Source organism: Streptomyces sp. NPDC002463 (genome assembly GCF_042889835.1).
Lineage (GTDB): Bacteria > Actinomycetota > Actinomycetes > Streptomycetales > Streptomycetaceae > Streptomyces > Streptomyces nymphaeiformis.
In genome coordinates, this window is record NZ_JBIARL010000023.1 from 1 (window position 1) to 15,040 (window position 15,040).

Below are 15,040 nucleotides of genomic sequence, written 5' to 3' on the forward strand. Positions count from 1 at the left end.
ACCGCCGCGGCGAACGGAGCGATCTTCGCCTCGGCGAGGGCACGCACCGACTCCCGGAGCATGTCGTGCTCCTCCGAGGGCCGATACAGGTCGAAGTCCTTACCCATGATGGAGCTCCCCTAGACGCTTGTGGCACTGAGTACCCTCAGCAAAACACACTCAGTGCCATATACGCCAGAGCGCCCCGACACTGTTCTGTGTCGGGGCGCTCTGTTCTCCGAGGGGCCACGCGCATCTGTGGTGGGGCCACTCGAAGAACCGGTCAGTCGGTTTTCTTAATCTTCGGTTTCCGCGGAGTTCGCCGCGTCTCTACGTCGCCATTCCGCGTCGTAATCGGCGCCGAGCTTCCGTCCGTACTCCTCCGTCAGGCCGAGTCCGGTCAGCAGCGCCGGCGTACAGATGCTCGGCATGAAGTGCTGGAGCAGGACCGATACGCGGTGGATCAGGTCTTTGCGGTCGCACAGGATCTGGGACATCGCCTGGACTCCGGAGAAGGCGCCCGAGAACAGCGAGGCCGTGTCCGTCACGTCGACGTGGACGAGCAGCTCGCCGCGCGCCTTCGCGACCATCAGGATCTCCGAGACCTGATCGATCCACGCCTGGAACGGGGCGACCCGGTCGACTCCCGTGGCGCCACTGTCGAGGGCCAGGGCGACGCTGGCCCGCACGAGCGCGTCGCGCTGCAGCCGGTGGGCCAGCAGGAACGCCTGGTCCGCGAGCTCCTGGAGCTTGATCGCCTGCGGGGGCAGCGGGATGTCGAGCATCTGCGCGTCGAGCACTCCGAGGGCGAGGTCTTCCTTGGAAGCAAAGTGGAAATAAAGAGCTCCCTTGGTCACCCCCGCGCGAACCAGGATCTCTCCGATGGTCGTGCGCTCATAGCCCCGCTCGGCGAAGACGGCCGCAGCCGACTGCAGGATCGCCTGCCGGGTCTTTATCGCGCGCGCTTGCTGCGCCAAGGCGCCTCCCGCTGTATCGCTGTCTGTGCTCGTCGTGTGACGTGAAGCATTGAAAAGAAAACCGGGCTGTACGTATTCTAATCCGGGCGGACGCGCCGCCCAGGGGCGCGGGGACGCTAGGGGGATCCATGGATCAGAACTTTCGAGGAGCGACGTCGACACGCGTCCCCGGGGAGTTCGTTCACCGATCGGATCCCACGGACATCATCCCCACGGGGTGGACCCGGTTGACGGAGAACCGGTTTTTCGTCTCCGCTCGCTGGCTCGCCGCACATCCCTTCTTCTCTCCGGTGGCAGGGGACCGGCACGACCCCGTACTGGTGGCCGAGACGATACGCCAGACGACCATGCTGCTCGCTCATGCCGAATTCGCGGTACCCGTCGAGGATCAGTTCGTCATGTGGGGCCTCCATTACACGGCCGACGCCGAGGCCCTCGCCTTCGACGGCCCCTCCTCCGACGTCACCGTCGACGTCATCTGCTCGGACCTCGACATCCGTCGCGGCAGCCTGCGGAACATCCGTACGACCATGGTGCTCACCCGCGACGGCCGGCACCTCGCCACCGGCGGCACCCAGGCACGCTGCACCTCCGCCCTCGCCTACCGCAGGATCCGGGGCGAGCGGATGGCCGCGCTCGGCCGGCCCGTCCCGCTGCTCCCGGCCGTCGCGCCCCAGCTGGTCGGCCGGGAGCACGCCAAGGACGTCGTCCTGGCCCCGGGGACGCGCCCCGGCCAGTGGCAGCTGCGCATCAACACCGGGCACTCCACTCTCTTCCGGCGCCCGAACGACCACGTGCCCGGCATGCTGCTCGTCGAAGCCGCCCGGCAGGCGGCCACGGCGACCCTCGGCAGCCGGGCGTACCTGCCGACCGACATGGACGTGTCGTTCTCGCGGTACGTCGAACTCGACAGCCCCTGCTGGATCGAGGCCGAGGTCCTGCCCGGCTCCGACCCCGAGGCGGCCACCGTCCGCGTCAGCGGCGCGCAGGACGGAGAGCCCGTCTTCCTCTGCACGCTCACCGCCCCGTCCCGGGACCTCGCGGTGGCCGGAGCCGGCCTCGGCACCTGCCTGACCGGCTGAGCAGGACCGCAACGGAACAGAACAGAACGGAACCATGGGGCCTCGCATACTGATCACCGGCGCGACCGGATTCATCGGCGGCCGGGTGGCGGCGTCGGCCGCGGCCTCGGCCGAGCCGGCGCGCGTACGGCTGCTCGCCCGCCGCCCGCTCACCCCGCCGGCGGTCCCGGGCGTCGAGGTCGCCCCGGGCGACCTCCGCGACCCCGACTCGCTGCGCCGCGCCTGCGAGGGCGCCGACGTGCTGATCCACTGCGCCTCGGCGATCGGCGCGGACGAGGACCTGTCCCGTGCCGTCAACGACGAGGGGACCCGGGCCCTGGTCGACGCGGCCGTACGCGCCGGGGTGACCCGGATCGTCTCCCTGAGCACCGCCTCCGTCCACGGCCGCGGCCCCTTCCGCGCGGCGGCGCCCGGCACCCTGCCGCTCGCCCCGGGCTCGGCGACCAGCCGCACCCGGGCGGCGGGGGAGCGGTACGTCCTGGACGCGGGCGGGACCGTCCTGCGCCCCCACCTCGTGTACGGCACGGGGGACCGGCAGTTGATGGCCGGCATCGTCCGGCTGCTCGCCGCGCTCCCGGGCCCGCTCGACGGGGGCTCCTCGCTGCACTCCCTGGTCGACGTGGACAGCCTGGCGGGGGCCCTGCTCGGCGCGGCGCTCTCCCCGCGGACGCGGCCGGGCGCCCACTACGTCAACCACCCGGATCCGGTTCCGGTGGCGGAACTGCTCGCGGTCGCCGAGACGCTCCTCGACGGGCGGGCCGGGACCCGGGGGCCGGCGGTGGACATCGCCGAGGCCCGGGAACTGCTCGCGGACCTCCCCTTCGCGCAGCACCACCTCGCGATGCTCGCCACCGACCACTGGTTCGAGGACGACCGCCCCTGGCGGGAGTGGGGCCGGGAGCCGGGGCCGGGCTTCACCGCGACGATCGCGGACCACCTGCCGTGGTACCGCGACAACATCGACCCCTCCTGACCCGGAACCTCCCCGCACAGCAGATCCGAACGGAAAGAAGGCACCACCGACATGTCCGCGCTGGCCGGAAAGACCGCGATCGTCACCGGGGCGAGCCGAGGCATCGGAAGAGGCATCGCGGAGCGGCTGGCCAGGGACGGCGCCCTGGTCGCCGTGCACTACGGCCGCAGCGAGGCGGCCGCCCGCGAGACGGTGCGGGCCATCGAGGAGGCGGGCGGCCGTGCCTTCGCGGTCCAGGCGGAACTGGAGAAGCCGGACGCCCTGGACGCGTTCTACGCCGCCCTGGACGCGGGTCTCGCGGAGCAGGGCGCCGGTCCGGATTTCGACATCCTCGTCAACAACGCGGCGGCGAGCGGCTCGGGACGGATCCACGAGCTGACCGGCGAGGTCTTCGACAGGCTCTTCGCGATCAACGTCAAGGCCCCGCTCTTCCTCGTCCAGCGGGGTCTCGACCGGCTGAGCGACGGCGGCCGGATCGTCAACATCTCCTCGGCCGCGACGAAGCGCGCCTTCCCCGAGTCCGTCACCTATGTGATGACCAAGGGGGCCGTCGACACGATGACCCCGGCCCTCGCGAAGGAACTGGCGCCCCGGGGGATCACGGTGAACTCCGTGGCCCCCGGGTATGTCGCGACGGACATGAACGCGCACCGCCGCACGACGCCGGAGGCGAGTGCCGCCCTCGCGGCCCACTCGGTCCTCAACCGGCTCGGGACGCCGGCCGACATCGCGGACGTGGTCGCCTTCCTCGTCTCCGACGACGCGCGCTGGATCACCGGCCAGTGCGTGGACGTGTCGGGCGGCTACAAGCTCTGACCGGGCCGGACGCTCAGCCGACGGGCGCGTGCACGAGACCGGTCACGGCCGGGCTGCCCGCGGGTTCGAGCCCGGCGAGCGCCCCCGGGTCCGCCAGCATCGGGAGCAGCGTCCGCCACAGGCTCGTGACGGAACGGGGCGAGAGCCATTCGTCGTTGTCGCGGCAGAGGGCCTCCAGGCCGATCGTGGCGGCCACGATCATGCGGGCGAGGTCCTGCTGGCGCCCGGTGCCGGCGGCGAGCAGGCCCTCGTCGGCCGCCTCGGCGAGCCGCTGCTGCACACAGCTCTGCCACTCCTGGCGCAGATTGAGCTCCGTACGGGAGTCGTCGGCGCAGCTGAGCCGGAACCCGGCGCGGACGACGACGTCGTCGCGGAGCAGCCCGGCCAGGGCGTGCGAGGTGTCGGCCAGGTTCTGCAGGGCGTTCGACCGTCGCCCGTACACGATCCGGGCGGCCCGGCGCAGGGTGGCGCAGGCCTCGTCCTCGACGGCGCAGGCGACCGCGGCCTTGTTCTCGAAGTGGAAGTGGAGCGCCCCGGGGCTCACGCCCGCTCCCGAGCTGATGGCGGACAGGGTGGCCAGGGCGTAGCCGTGCCGCTCGAACTCCCTGGCCGCCGAACTGATCAGCGCGTCACGGGTCCGTGTGGCCCGCTCTTGTTTGGTCACCTCTGGCTCCAGTAGCCCCCGTGCCGACGTCAAACCGACTGAGCGGTATTGTACGGGGCTTTGATGTGCCTTGATGCGCCTTCAGGGCGCTTCGGTGAACCCGGCCTCCGGACGCCTCGGTCGGGTGAGGACCACGACCGCGCCGGCGAGCAGCACCACGTTCTTGACGACGAACTCGCCCACCAGCGTGAGCAGCAGCGGGTTGGAGTGGGCGAAGGCGACCGCCGGGGTGAGGACGAGCACCGCGAAGGTGCCGCTGAGGTGGGCGGTGAGCACCGGGAGCGCGGCGGCGCGGGCGCGGCCCGACATCAGCCAGACGCCGAGGGCGATCTCCGCCCAGCCGAGCGCGGGCACGAACCAGCTCCCGGCGGGGAACGGCAGGACGGCGACGACGAGCGCGGCCGCCGGGCTCAGCCCGATGACCTTGAGCACGCCGAACCAGACGAACACCCCGCCGAGGCCGGCCCGGAGCATGCCCAGGCCGTACCGGTGCAGCCGTGGCGCGAGCCGGTCGAAGGCACCGGTGCGGGGCGGCGGTGGCGGCGGAGCGGTGGGCGTGACGGGAGGCGAGAGTTCCGAGGAAACGGTCATGGGCGGGCATCTCCAACACGAGTCGACGCGGGGCCGGACGGGGCGGATCGAGGCCGGACGGGGCGAGCCGGGCAGGGCGGTCAGAGGCCCGGCCGGGGCGGGGCAGGGCGGGCGGACCGTTCGGATCACGCCGAAATCGCGGCCGGAGGGGTGGACGCCGTGGGCCCACGCTAACGAGCTTCCGAGGCCCCCGGCGACGCCCATCGCTTCCTTGCATGCCCGCGATGGAAGAAGTCGATCGGCCGTTGCCGGGCCCGATCGGATCTCGCCAGCCTGAAGACCGTTCGAGTTTGTGTTTGATCTCCGGCCGGTCCGGGGCTGATGCACAGGCCCGGACCCCGAGTCCGTCCACTCCCCGGCCCGTCTGCGCCCGTCTGCGAAGGAACCCCCGGATGACCCACCGCCCCGCCACCCCCGCCCGCACCCCGCTCACCCGGCGCCGGGTGCTCACCACGACCGCCGCCGCGGCCGGCGCGTTCGCCCTGACCGGCACCGCCGCCCGGGCCGTTCCCACCAGCTTCGAGGCCGAGACCCGCACCGGCCGCCGGGCCCCCGGCGCCGTGGCCGACCCCAGCGTCGTCGTCCGCTGGAACCAGGCCGCGATGGACGCGATCCTCGGCCGCTACCACGCCGCCGGCAACCGCTTCGGCCCCGCCACCGTGAACGCCCGTGCCCTCGCGGTCGTCCACAACGCCATCTACGACGCCTGGGCCTGTTACGACCGCCACGCCGTCGGCACCCGCTTCGGCGGCTCCCTGCGCCGCCCCCGTGCCGAGCGGACCCTCGACAACAAGAACGAGGCCATCAGCTACGCGGCGCACCTCGCCCTGCTCGACCTGTACCCCGAGTACAAGGTCGCCATCGACTCGATGCTGCGCAGCCTCGGCGGCGACCCCGAGCTCACGGACCCCCGCCCGTACAGCCCCGCCTGGATCGGGCTCCGCACCGCCCGCGCCGTCCTCGAGTACCGGCACGCCGACGGCGCCAACCAGCTCGGCACCCCCGCGTACGGCGACACCACCGGCTACCAGCCGCGCAACAGCCCCCAGATCGCCGGCGCCTTCGACCCGGCCACGGTCACGGACCCGGCGCACTGGACCCCGCTGATCGTGAACGGCAAGACGCAGAAGTACCTCACCCCGCAGTTCGCGGTGATGCAGCCCTTCGCGCTGAGCAGCCCCGACCAGTTCACGGTCCCCGCCCCGCCCGCGTACCCCTCCGTCCGCATGACGGCCGCCATCGAGGAACTCCTCGACATCAGCGCCAACCTGACGGACGAGCACAAGGCGATAGCCGAGTTCTGGCTCAACGACGACGTCACCCCGCCCGGCGCGCAGCAGATGTGGGGACGGTACGTCTCCGCCCGCGACGGCCACGGCGTCGACGAGGACGCCCGGCTCTTCTTCGGCCTCAACATGGCCGAGTGCGACGCCGCCATCGGCTCCTGGGCGGTCAAGGCGAAGTACAACTTCGCGCGGCCCTCCACCCTCGTCCCGTACGACCGGCGCGGGCAGCGGATCCGCGCCTGGGGCGGCCCCGGACAGGGCACCGTCACCATGGACGGCGTCGACTGGCAGGCGTACGTGGCCGTTCCGCCGTTCCCTTCCACCGTCTCCGGGCACAGCACGTTCTCCGGCGCCGCCTCCGAGTTCCTCCGCCGCTTCACCGGCTCGGACTCCTTCGGCGACTCGTACCGCTTCAAGGCGGGCGCCTCCACCGTCGAGCCCGGCCTCACCCCGCGCACCGACGTCGTCCTGCACTGGGCCACCTTCAGCGAGGCCGCCCACCAGGCCGGCATCTCCCGCGTGTACGGCGGCATGCACTGGAGCTTCGACAACGAGCCCGGCATCGAGATGGGCCACCGCATCGGCGAGGTCGTCCACCGCAAGGCCATGCGCTACTTCAACGGCTCCCACCGCTGAGCCGACCGCCGTCGATCCGCCCCCGCCCGTCGCACGAGGAGTACACCGTGAGCAACCAGACCCAGACCCCCGCGGGTGCGGCGGCCCCGCCCGCCCCGAGCCGATGGGCGGGCGGCGCCCCGCCCTTCCCCGGCCCCCGGCCCGCCGTGCTCGGCAGCCTCGCCACCGTCGTGTCGCTGCTGATCCTCGTCGCGCTCGGCGAGGCCACCGGCCACCTCCTGATGATCGCCCCGCTCGCCGCCACCGCAATGATCATCTGCAGCACCCCCGCCCTGCCCCCGGCCCAGCCCCGGGGCGTCCTCCTCGGCCAGCTCGGCTCCGGTGCCCTCGGCCTCGTCGCGGTCGCCGTCCTCGGCCGCTCCCTGTGGGTGGCCGCCCTCGCCGCCGGCCTCGGCGTCGGACTGATGCTGCTGCTGCGGGCCGTCCACGCGCCCGCCGCCGCCACCGCCGTCCTCGCCGTCCTCCAGGACCCCGCGCCCCTGCGCTTCCTCGTCCTGCTCGCCGTCGGCAGCGCCCTGCTCGTCCTGGTAGGTCTCGTCGCCTCGCGGCTCGGCGCGATCGGCAAGTACCCGTCGTACTGGTGGTGACCCCCGCCCCCCTCCCGCCCACACCCTCAACGGAGCCACCATGAACCGAGACAGACTGCTCGTCAGCTGCGAGCAGCTCATGGAGCAGCTGCGGAACCCGACGACCGGGGACGAGCGCACGGTCGTCGTCGAGATCACCGACGGCGGCGGCTCAGGAGGCCGGATCCCCGGCTCCGTCCGCCTCGACTGGACCGCCGACCTCCAGGACCCGGTACGCCGGGACCTCATCGGCCCCGAGGCCTTCGCCGCGCTCCTCGGCCGGCACGGCATCACCGCCGATCACACCGTCGTCTTCCTCAGCGGCAACAACAACTGGTGGGCCGCCGCCGGATACTGGCAGTTCCGGCTGTACGGCCACCGGGAGCTGCGGCTCCTCGACGGCGGCCGGGCCCGCTGGCAGGCGCTCGGCGGCCCCCTCACCGGGGAGGTCCCGGAGCGCGCGCCCGTCACCTACCCCGTACCCGCCGTCGACGAGACCGTCCGCGCCCGTCGCGAGGACATGCTCGACCACATCGGCCGCCACCAACTCCTCGACGTCCGCTCCCTGGAGGAGTACCTCGGGCGGAGCAACACCCCGCCCGGCGTGCCCGAGGACCTCGGCGTGCGGTGCGGGCACGCGCTCTCCGCCGAACACATCCCGTGGAACACCGCCGTCCGCGCCGACGGCACCTTCCGCGCGCAGGAGGAGCTGGCCGCCGCCTACGCGGCCGTCCGCACCGACGCCCCCACCGTCCTGTACTGCCGGGTCGGCTGGCGCTCCGCCCACAGCTGGTTCGTCCTCAGCGAGCTCCTCGGGCTTCCCGACGTCCGCAACTACGACGGCGCCTGGCGCGAGTTCGGCTCGCTCATCGGCGCCCCCATCGTCAACGGCCCCCAGCCGTGGGGCCCCGACGGCATCCCGTCCCTCGTCGCCCAGCGCGCCCCGGAGGTCCCCGCCCATGCCTGACGTCACCGTCTTCCGCAACGTGCTCCGCAACGGCTTCGACCAGACCGACCTGCCCTGGGTGCCCTGGACCGAACCCGGCCGCGTCGGCGTCGAGTACGTCGTGCTGTGGGGCCCCGATCCCGCCCAGGACCAGGACTCCGCCTCCCTCCTGCTGCGCTTCCCGCCCGGCGCGCACGGCGACTTCCACGAGCACCTCGGCCACGAGCTGATGCTCGTCCTCGACGGCACCCTCGACCACAGCGACGGGCGCCGCTTCCACCGCGGCGACCTCGTCGTCGAGGAGCCCGGCACCCGCCACCAGATGTCCAGCACCGAGGGCTGCACCGTCCTCGCCGTCCGCGCCCGCCCCGCCGCCGCCCGCACCCCGAAGCCGGGCGAGATCACCACGGGCGTCGGCGCCGCCGCCTGACCGAACGCCCCGAGGCCGCCGGGCGCTTTCGCGCAGGCCCGGCGGCCTCGTTCCGTACCCGCGCCCGCCCGTCCCCGCCCCCTTCCGGAGAGAGACGCCATGACACCGTCCGCACGGCCTCAGTCCCTGCGCAGTCCCCAGCCCTCCCGCCGGGTCCTGCTCACCACCGGTTCCTCCGACGCCCACACCTGGAACCTGGTCCACCTCCAGCTCCTTCTGGAGGAGCACGGGCACTCCGTGCTCAACCTCGGCCCCTGCGTCCCCGAGCAGCTGCTCGTCGACACCGTCGGGATGACCGACCCCGACCTCGTCGTCTTCTCCTCCGTCAACGGCCACGGCCACCAGGACGGCCTGCGCGCCGCCCGCGCCCTGCGCGCCGACGACCGGACCCGCTCCGTTCCGATGGTCATCGGCGGACTCCTCGGCATCTCCCCGGAGGGCGCCTCCACCCGCACCGCCGAACTCCTCGACGCCGGATACGACGAGGTGTACGCGGACGGCACCCCGCCCACCGCGCTGCTCCGCCGGCTCGCCGGCCTCGACGGCGCGTGTAGAGGGAGGGCAGCGGCGTGACCGTCCTCGCCCCGCCCCCGACGCGGCCTCCGACGCCGCCCCCGATCGCACCCGGAGACCTCGGCGCCTTCGTCCAGCAGTCCGCCGACGCCGGAGAGCTGGTCGTCCAGCCCCGCATGGGCATGGCGGGCCCCGGGGACATGGCCCGCGGAGTCGCCGCCGTCGCCGCCCTGCCCGAACGGACCGTCGCCACCCTCACCATCGACAGCTACACCCGCGTCGGCGACCACGCCGCCGCCACCGCCGCCCTCCGCGCCGGACGCCCCCTCAACGGCTTCCCACTGGTCAGCCACGGTCCGAGGACCGGCGCGAAGGTCGCCGCCGCGGCCGGCCGCGGCACCCCCGTCCAGGTCCGGCACGGCTCCGCCGACCCGATGGCCATCTTCCGCACCATGACCGCCGCCGGGCTCGCCGCCTCCGAGGGCGGCCCCGTCTCGTACTGCCTGCCCTACGGCCGCACCCCGCTCGCCGAATCCGTCGCCGCCTGGCGCGACTCCGTCCAGTTCCTCACGGAGGAGAGCCGTACGCACGGCCGCCGGGCCCACCTCGAATCCTTCGGCGGCTGCCTGCTCGGCCAGCTCTGCCCGCCCTCGCTGCTCGTCGCCGTCTCGGTCCTCGAATGCCTCTTCTTCGTCGCCAACGGCGCGACCAGCGTCTCCCTCAGCTACACCCAGCAGACCCACCCCGGCCAGGACGCGGGAGCCCTCACCGCGATGCGGAGACTCGCCGACGAGTTCCTGCCGCCGGCCGTCGACCGGCACATCGTGCTCTACACGTACATGGGCGTGTACCCGAAGACCGTGCAGGGCGCCCGGCTGCTGCTGCGCCGCAGCGCCGAACTCGCCGTGCACGGCGGGGCGCAGCGCCTCATCGTGAAGACCGAGACCGAGGCGCACCGGATCCCCACCGTCCACGAGAACCTCACCGCCCTGCGGATCGCCGCCGAAGCGGCCCGCGGCGCCCACGGCACCCGCCTCGTCGCCGGGACCGACGCCGAGGACACGTACGCCGAGGCCCGCACCCTGGTCACCACCGTCCTCGCGCTCTCCGACGACCTCGGCACCGCCCTCCTGAAGGCCTTCGACCGGGGCCTCCTCGACGTGCCGTTCTGCCTGCACCCGGACAACCGGGGCGCCGTCCGGTCCACCGTCGCACCCGACGGGCGCCTGCGGTGGACCGACCTGGGCGCGCTGCCGCTGCTCACCACCAGCAGGAGGACCGTTCCGATGACCTCACGACAGCTCTCCGGAATGCTGGGCCGCGTCGCCCGCGAGCACGACCGGCTGGGCGAGACCCATCCGACCCCCGACCCGGCGCCCCCGGCCACCCCGCCGCCGACGACCGCACCCCTGCGGGTCGCGTTCGCCGGCATGGGCCCGCGCGGCCTCTCCGTACTGGAACGGCTCGCCGCCCGCTGCGCCGAGGAGCAGCCCGCGCGACCCGTGGAGGTGTTCGCGGTCGATCCGTACGAGGCGGGGGCCGGGCGGATCTGGCGTACGGACCAGTCGCCCTGGTTCCTGATGAACACCCCCGCCCAGGAGGTCACCATGTTCTCCGGGCCGGCCGACGACGGACCCCACCGGCCCGGCGCCGGACCCACGCTCGGCGAGTGGTGGGCGCAGGACGACCCGGCGGCCGCCGAACCCGACGGGTACGCGCCCCGCGCCGTCTACGGCCGCTACCTGACGTACGTCATGGCGAGGATCGAGGCCATGCTGCCGTCCCGGCTCACCGTCCACCGGGTCCCCGCCCGGGTGATCTGCGCGGACCGGACGCGCGAGGAGGACGGGCCGGACGCGGGAGCGCACCGGCTGCGACTCGACACCGGCGACGTCCTCACCGTCGACCGGCTCGTCCTCGCCACCGGACACCCCCTCACCGAACTCGACCCGGAGCAGCGCGCCTGGCAGCGGTTCGCCCGCGAGCACAGCACCCCCGCCCGGCCCGTGCGGTACGTGGCCGGCGGCTCCGCCGGCGAGATGCCGCTCTGCCACATCCCGGCGGGCGCGACCGTGGGCGTCCTCGGCATGGGCCTCACCTTCTACGACGTCCTCACCGAGCTCACCCTCGGGCGCGGCGGCACCTTCACCGAGGGCGAGGACGGACTGCTCTACCTGCCCAGCGGCAAGGAGCCCCGGATCCTGGCCGGTTCACGCGGGGGAGTGCCGCTGCTCACCCGGGGCGCCAACCAGAAGGGACCCGAACACCGCTACCGGGCACGGCTCTTCACCCCCGAGCGGATGGCCGAGCTCAGGGCGGCCGAGGCGCCGCTCGACTTCGAGCGGACCGTCCTGCCCTGGCTGCTCGCCGAGGTGAACCTGGTGCTCCTCGCCACCCGCATCCGCCGGTTCCACGGCACGGCGGCGGCCGAGGAGTTCACCGAGCGGGCCGTGGCCCTCCTCGCCGACCGCTCCGACCCCCGCCCGCGACTGCTGGAGCCGCTCGCCGCCGGCTACGGCTACCGGGTCGACCCGCGGCCGCTCACCGGGCTCGACGCGCTCGCCCGGCCGTTCGCCGGCCGGCGCTTCGGCTCCACGGCCGAGTACCACAAGGTGCTCACCGAGTGGCTCCGCGCCGACCTGGCCGAGGCCCGCCGGGGCAACGCCGACGGACCCCTCAAGGCGGCCGCCGACGTGCTGCGGGACGTCCGGCAGACGATCCGCTCCGTGGTCGACTTCGGCGGGCTCACCCCCGACTCGCACCGCTGGTTCCTGGCCGAGTTCGGCCCCGTCGCCGCGGTGGTCTCGACGGGACCGCCGCAGCTTCGCTCGCGGCAGTTCCTCGCCCTGCTCGCCGCCGGGGTCCTCGAACCGGTCGGACCCGGCGCCCGCTTCGAGGCCGACCCCGTCGAGGGCCGGTTCGCCGTGGAGTCCGCGCAGGTCGAGAACTCCTGGACCGCCCTGGACGTCCTCGTCGACGCCCGGGTGCCGGGCACCGACCTTGCGGCGGACCGGGACCCGCTGATCCGGGGCCTCATGGTCGACGGCGAGATCCGCACGTTCACCAACGCGGCGGAGGGAGCAGGGGAGTTCGCCACCGGCGGTCTCGACTGCACGGACGCGCCGTTCCACCCGGTCCGGGCGGACGGCTCGGTGGACCTCACCACGCACGTGCTCGGCATCCCCAGCGAGCACACCCGCTGGTTCACCCAGGTCGGCAGCGGCCGGCCGGGCCCCTGGGGCTCCTTCACCCGGGACGCCGACGCGATCGCGGAGGCCCTCCTCGCCGGTGGTGCCGCGTGAGCACCGTCCGAACGCCCGCCCACGAGGAGTACCGGGCCGCCCGCGACCTGCTGCTCCGGCTGCGCGGCGACCGGAAGGCGGCCCGCGCCGCCTTCCGGTGGCCGCGGGCCGAGCACTTCAACTGGGCCCTCGACTGGTTCGACGTGATCGCCGAGGGCAACGACCGGCCGGCCCTGGAGCTCCTCGGCCACCCGGACCCGGACGGCGCCGTCCCCGTCGTCGACCGGGTCTCCTTCGCCGAACTCTCCGCGCGCTCCAGTGCGTTGGCGACCGCTCTGCGGGAGCGGGGGGTCGCCCGGGGCGACCGCGTCCTCGTCCTGCTCGGGACGAGGACCGAACTCTGGGAGACCCTGCTCGGCTGCGTCAAGCTCGGCGCGGTCGTCGTCCCCGCCTACCAGGACCTCACCCGCGACGAGGCGGCCGACCGGATCACCCGCGGCCGCATCCGGCACGTGGTCTGCGCGCCCGAACTCGTCCCGATGCTCGACGAGTTGCCGGTGCCGGGGCTCCGGACGGCGCCCGGCGCCGACCGGCCCGGCTGGTCCCCGTACCCCGACACGCGCGGTCCCGGCCGGCCGCCCTTCGTCCCCGACGGGCCCACCCGCGCCGCCGACCCCTCCTTCTGCTACTTCACCTCCGGGACGACCTCCCTGCCGAAGCTCGTCGAGCACAGCCACGCCGGCTACGGCGTCGGACACCTCTCCAGCCTGTACTGGAGCGGGCTGCGCCCCGGCGACCGGCACCTCAACCTCTCCGCCCCCGGCTGGGCCAAGCACTCCTGGTCCAGCTTCTTCGTGCCCTGGGCGGCCGAGGCGACCGTCCTCGCACCACCCGACGGCGGCCTCCCGCCGGCCGTCCTGCCCCGAGTTCTCGCCGCGCACGGCGTCACCAGCTTCTGCGCGCCGCCCAGCGCCTGGCGGGCGATGCTCCCGCACGTCACCGGGGGAGCGGACGCCCCGCGGCTGCGCGAGGCGACGGCCGCGGGGGAGCCCCTGACCGCCGAGACGGCGGACCGCGTCGAGGCGGCGTGGGGCGTACGGGTACGCGACGGGTACGGCCAGACCGAGGCCACCGCCCTCATCGGCCGCGCCCCCGGCGGCCCCGCCCCGCTCGCCCCGCTCGGGCACCCGCTGCCCGGCTACCGGATCGTGCTGCGGGACCCGGAGACGGGCGAGACGGGCGAGGCCGGGGAGGTGTGCGTGGACCTGACGGACCGCCCGCCCGGCCTCATGCGGGGCTATGCCGACCTGCCCGCACGCACGGCGGAGGCCTTCGCCGACGGCCTCTACGGCACGGGCGACCGGGGGGAGCGGTGCGCGGACGGCTCCATCCGGCTGCTCGGCCGGATGGACGAGGTCTTCAAGTCCCACGGCCACCGGGTCTCCCCGCCGGAGATCGAGGCGGTCCTGCGCACCCACCCGGAGGTCGCCGACGCGGCGGTGATCCCCTGCCCGGACCCGGACGGCGGCCTGGCTCCGTACGCCGTGGTGGAACTCCACGAGGAGGGCGCCGAACCGCCCGCCGCCCGGCACCCGCGGGTCGGAGCCGAACTCCTCGCCCTCGCCGCCGGGCGGCTCGCGCCCGTCTTCGTCCCCCGGGGCGTCGACGTCGTCCCCCGGCTGCCCCGCACCCGCTCCGGCAAGGTGCGCCGGGGCGAGCTGAGCCCGGGATCCGGGCCCGTCAGTGTCTGACCGGCTCCCGGTCCGCCGCGCGCAGCAGGACCTTCGCCACGCCCCCGGCGCGTACCGCCGCCTCGGGCGTGCCCTCGCGCACGGCCGTGACGATGGCGCCGTCGCCCAGCAGGGCCAGCTGGCGGGCCAGGCGCTCGTGGTCGCGGTAGCCGGCCTGGGCGAGGAGCCGGTCGAGGACCTCGATGACCTTCTCCTTGTGCGCGGCGGCCACGCGGTGCGCGGGGCTGTCGGGGTCGGCGGTCTCGACCATCGTGTTGATGAAGGCGCAGCCGCGGAAGTCGTTCGCGGAGAACCGCTCCGCGAGTCCGTCGAAGAGCGCGAGCGGCAGCTCCTCGGGGGAGCGCCCGCTGGCCGTGATCCGGTCGTCGAGCCAGCTGCGCCAGAGGGTGTCGCGGCGCCGCAGGACCTCGACGACGACGTCGTCCTTGCTGGGGAAGTGGCGGTAGAAGGAGGCGCGGCCGACTCCGGACTCGGACAGGATCCGCTCGATCCCGACGGCCCGGATGCCCTCTTCGTAGAAAAGCCGCTCCGCCGCGCTGAGGAGCCGCTCTTTCGCGTTCGTGGCCATACGAGACGGTACCACTCGGT

Annotated in this window: 14 protein-coding genes; 10 read left to right on the top strand and 4 right to left on the bottom strand. The window is 73.9% G+C overall.

The genetic code is table 11. The features are described 5' to 3' along the window. Positions 1 to 275 precede the first annotated feature (275 nt). Positions 276 to 956, bottom strand: a complete 681-nt coding sequence (locus ACFYX3_RS34245; protein WP_382651795.1) for a ScbR family autoregulator-binding transcription factor — start codon at positions 954 to 956, stop codon at positions 276 to 278. 128 nt (positions 957 to 1,084) lie between these two features. Here ACFYX3_RS34245 and ACFYX3_RS34250 point away from each other — a divergent pair, with 128 nt between their 5' ends. From ACFYX3_RS34250 to ACFYX3_RS34260, 3 genes are read left to right on the top strand one after another with little or no spacing between them, the layout of a single operon-like run. Next, the gene (locus ACFYX3_RS34250; RefSeq protein WP_389022020.1) at positions 1,085 to 2,038 is read left to right on the top strand and encodes a ScbA/BarX family gamma-butyrolactone biosynthesis protein; all 954 of its coding nucleotides are present in this window, start codon (positions 1,085 to 1,087) and stop codon (positions 2,036 to 2,038) included. Between the two features lie 34 nt (positions 2,039 to 2,072). Next, positions 2,073 to 3,011, top strand: coding sequence for an NAD-dependent epimerase/dehydratase family protein (locus tag ACFYX3_RS34255; protein ID WP_389022024.1), 939 nt, complete (start codon positions 2,073 to 2,075; stop codon positions 3,009 to 3,011). 51 nt (positions 3,012 to 3,062) lie between these two features. Beyond that, entirely contained in the window at positions 3,063 to 3,827 is a 765-nt protein-coding gene (locus ACFYX3_RS34260) for a glucose 1-dehydrogenase (RefSeq protein ID WP_389022027.1), read from the top strand. A gap of 13 nt (positions 3,828 to 3,840) precedes the next feature. Here the strand turns inward: ACFYX3_RS34260 and ACFYX3_RS34265 are convergent, their stop codons facing one another. Then, on the bottom strand, positions 3,841 to 4,491 hold the full coding sequence (locus ACFYX3_RS34265) for a ScbR family autoregulator-binding transcription factor (protein ID WP_389022030.1): 651 nt from the start codon (positions 4,489 to 4,491) through the stop codon (positions 3,841 to 3,843). An 81-nt stretch (positions 4,492 to 4,572) separates the two neighbouring features. Further along, on the bottom strand, positions 4,573 to 5,082 hold the full coding sequence (locus ACFYX3_RS34270; protein WP_389022033.1) for a hypothetical protein: 510 nt from the start codon (positions 5,080 to 5,082) through the stop codon (positions 4,573 to 4,575). Between the two features lie 392 nt (positions 5,083 to 5,474). Here ACFYX3_RS34270 and ACFYX3_RS34275 point away from each other — a divergent pair, with 392 nt between their 5' ends. The 7 genes from ACFYX3_RS34275 (at position 5,475) to ACFYX3_RS34305 (ending at position 14,452) form a co-directional block, all read left to right on the top strand. After that, positions 5,475 to 7,004, top strand: a complete 1,530-nt coding sequence (locus ACFYX3_RS34275; protein ID WP_389022036.1) for a vanadium-dependent haloperoxidase — start codon at positions 5,475 to 5,477, stop codon at positions 7,002 to 7,004. A gap of 47 nt (positions 7,005 to 7,051) precedes the next feature. Then, entirely contained in the window at positions 7,052 to 7,591 is a 540-nt protein-coding gene (locus ACFYX3_RS34280) for an HPP family protein (RefSeq protein ID WP_389022039.1), read from the top strand. 40 nt (positions 7,592 to 7,631) lie between these two features. Further along, complete coding sequence (locus tag ACFYX3_RS34285) at positions 7,632 to 8,537, top strand: sulfurtransferase (RefSeq protein WP_389022042.1); 906 nt, start codon at positions 7,632 to 7,634, stop codon at positions 8,535 to 8,537. Then, positions 8,530 to 8,946: a cupin domain-containing protein gene (locus ACFYX3_RS34290; RefSeq protein ID WP_389022045.1), complete on the top strand. Its 417-nt coding sequence runs from the start codon at positions 8,530 to 8,532 to the stop codon at positions 8,944 to 8,946. Before ACFYX3_RS34285 ends, ACFYX3_RS34290 begins: the two co-directional genes overlap by 8 nt. Positions 8,947 to 9,045: 99 nt before the next feature. Continuing rightward, complete coding sequence (locus tag ACFYX3_RS34295; RefSeq protein ID WP_389022048.1) at positions 9,046 to 9,519, top strand: cobalamin B12-binding domain-containing protein; 474 nt, start codon at positions 9,046 to 9,048, stop codon at positions 9,517 to 9,519. Beyond that, positions 9,516 to 12,761 carry an FAD/NAD(P)-binding protein gene (locus tag ACFYX3_RS34300; protein WP_389022051.1) on the top strand — a complete coding sequence of 1,082 codons (3,246 nt, stop codon included), beginning with the start codon at positions 9,516 to 9,518 and terminating at the stop codon, positions 12,759 to 12,761. Before ACFYX3_RS34295 ends, ACFYX3_RS34300 begins: the two co-directional genes overlap by 4 nt. Further along, positions 12,758 to 14,452, top strand: coding sequence for an acyl-CoA synthetase (locus tag ACFYX3_RS34305; protein WP_389022054.1), 1,695 nt, complete (start codon positions 12,758 to 12,760; stop codon positions 14,450 to 14,452). Before ACFYX3_RS34300 ends, ACFYX3_RS34305 begins: the two co-directional genes overlap by 4 nt. Here the strand turns inward: ACFYX3_RS34305 and ACFYX3_RS34310 are convergent. Further along, a complete protein-coding gene (locus tag ACFYX3_RS34310) occupies positions 14,442 to 15,020 on the bottom strand; it encodes a TetR/AcrR family transcriptional regulator (protein ID WP_389022057.1) in 579 nt (192 codons plus the stop codon). The genes ACFYX3_RS34305 and ACFYX3_RS34310 overlap by 11 nt on opposite strands. Positions 15,021 to 15,040: the final 20 nt, after the last annotated feature.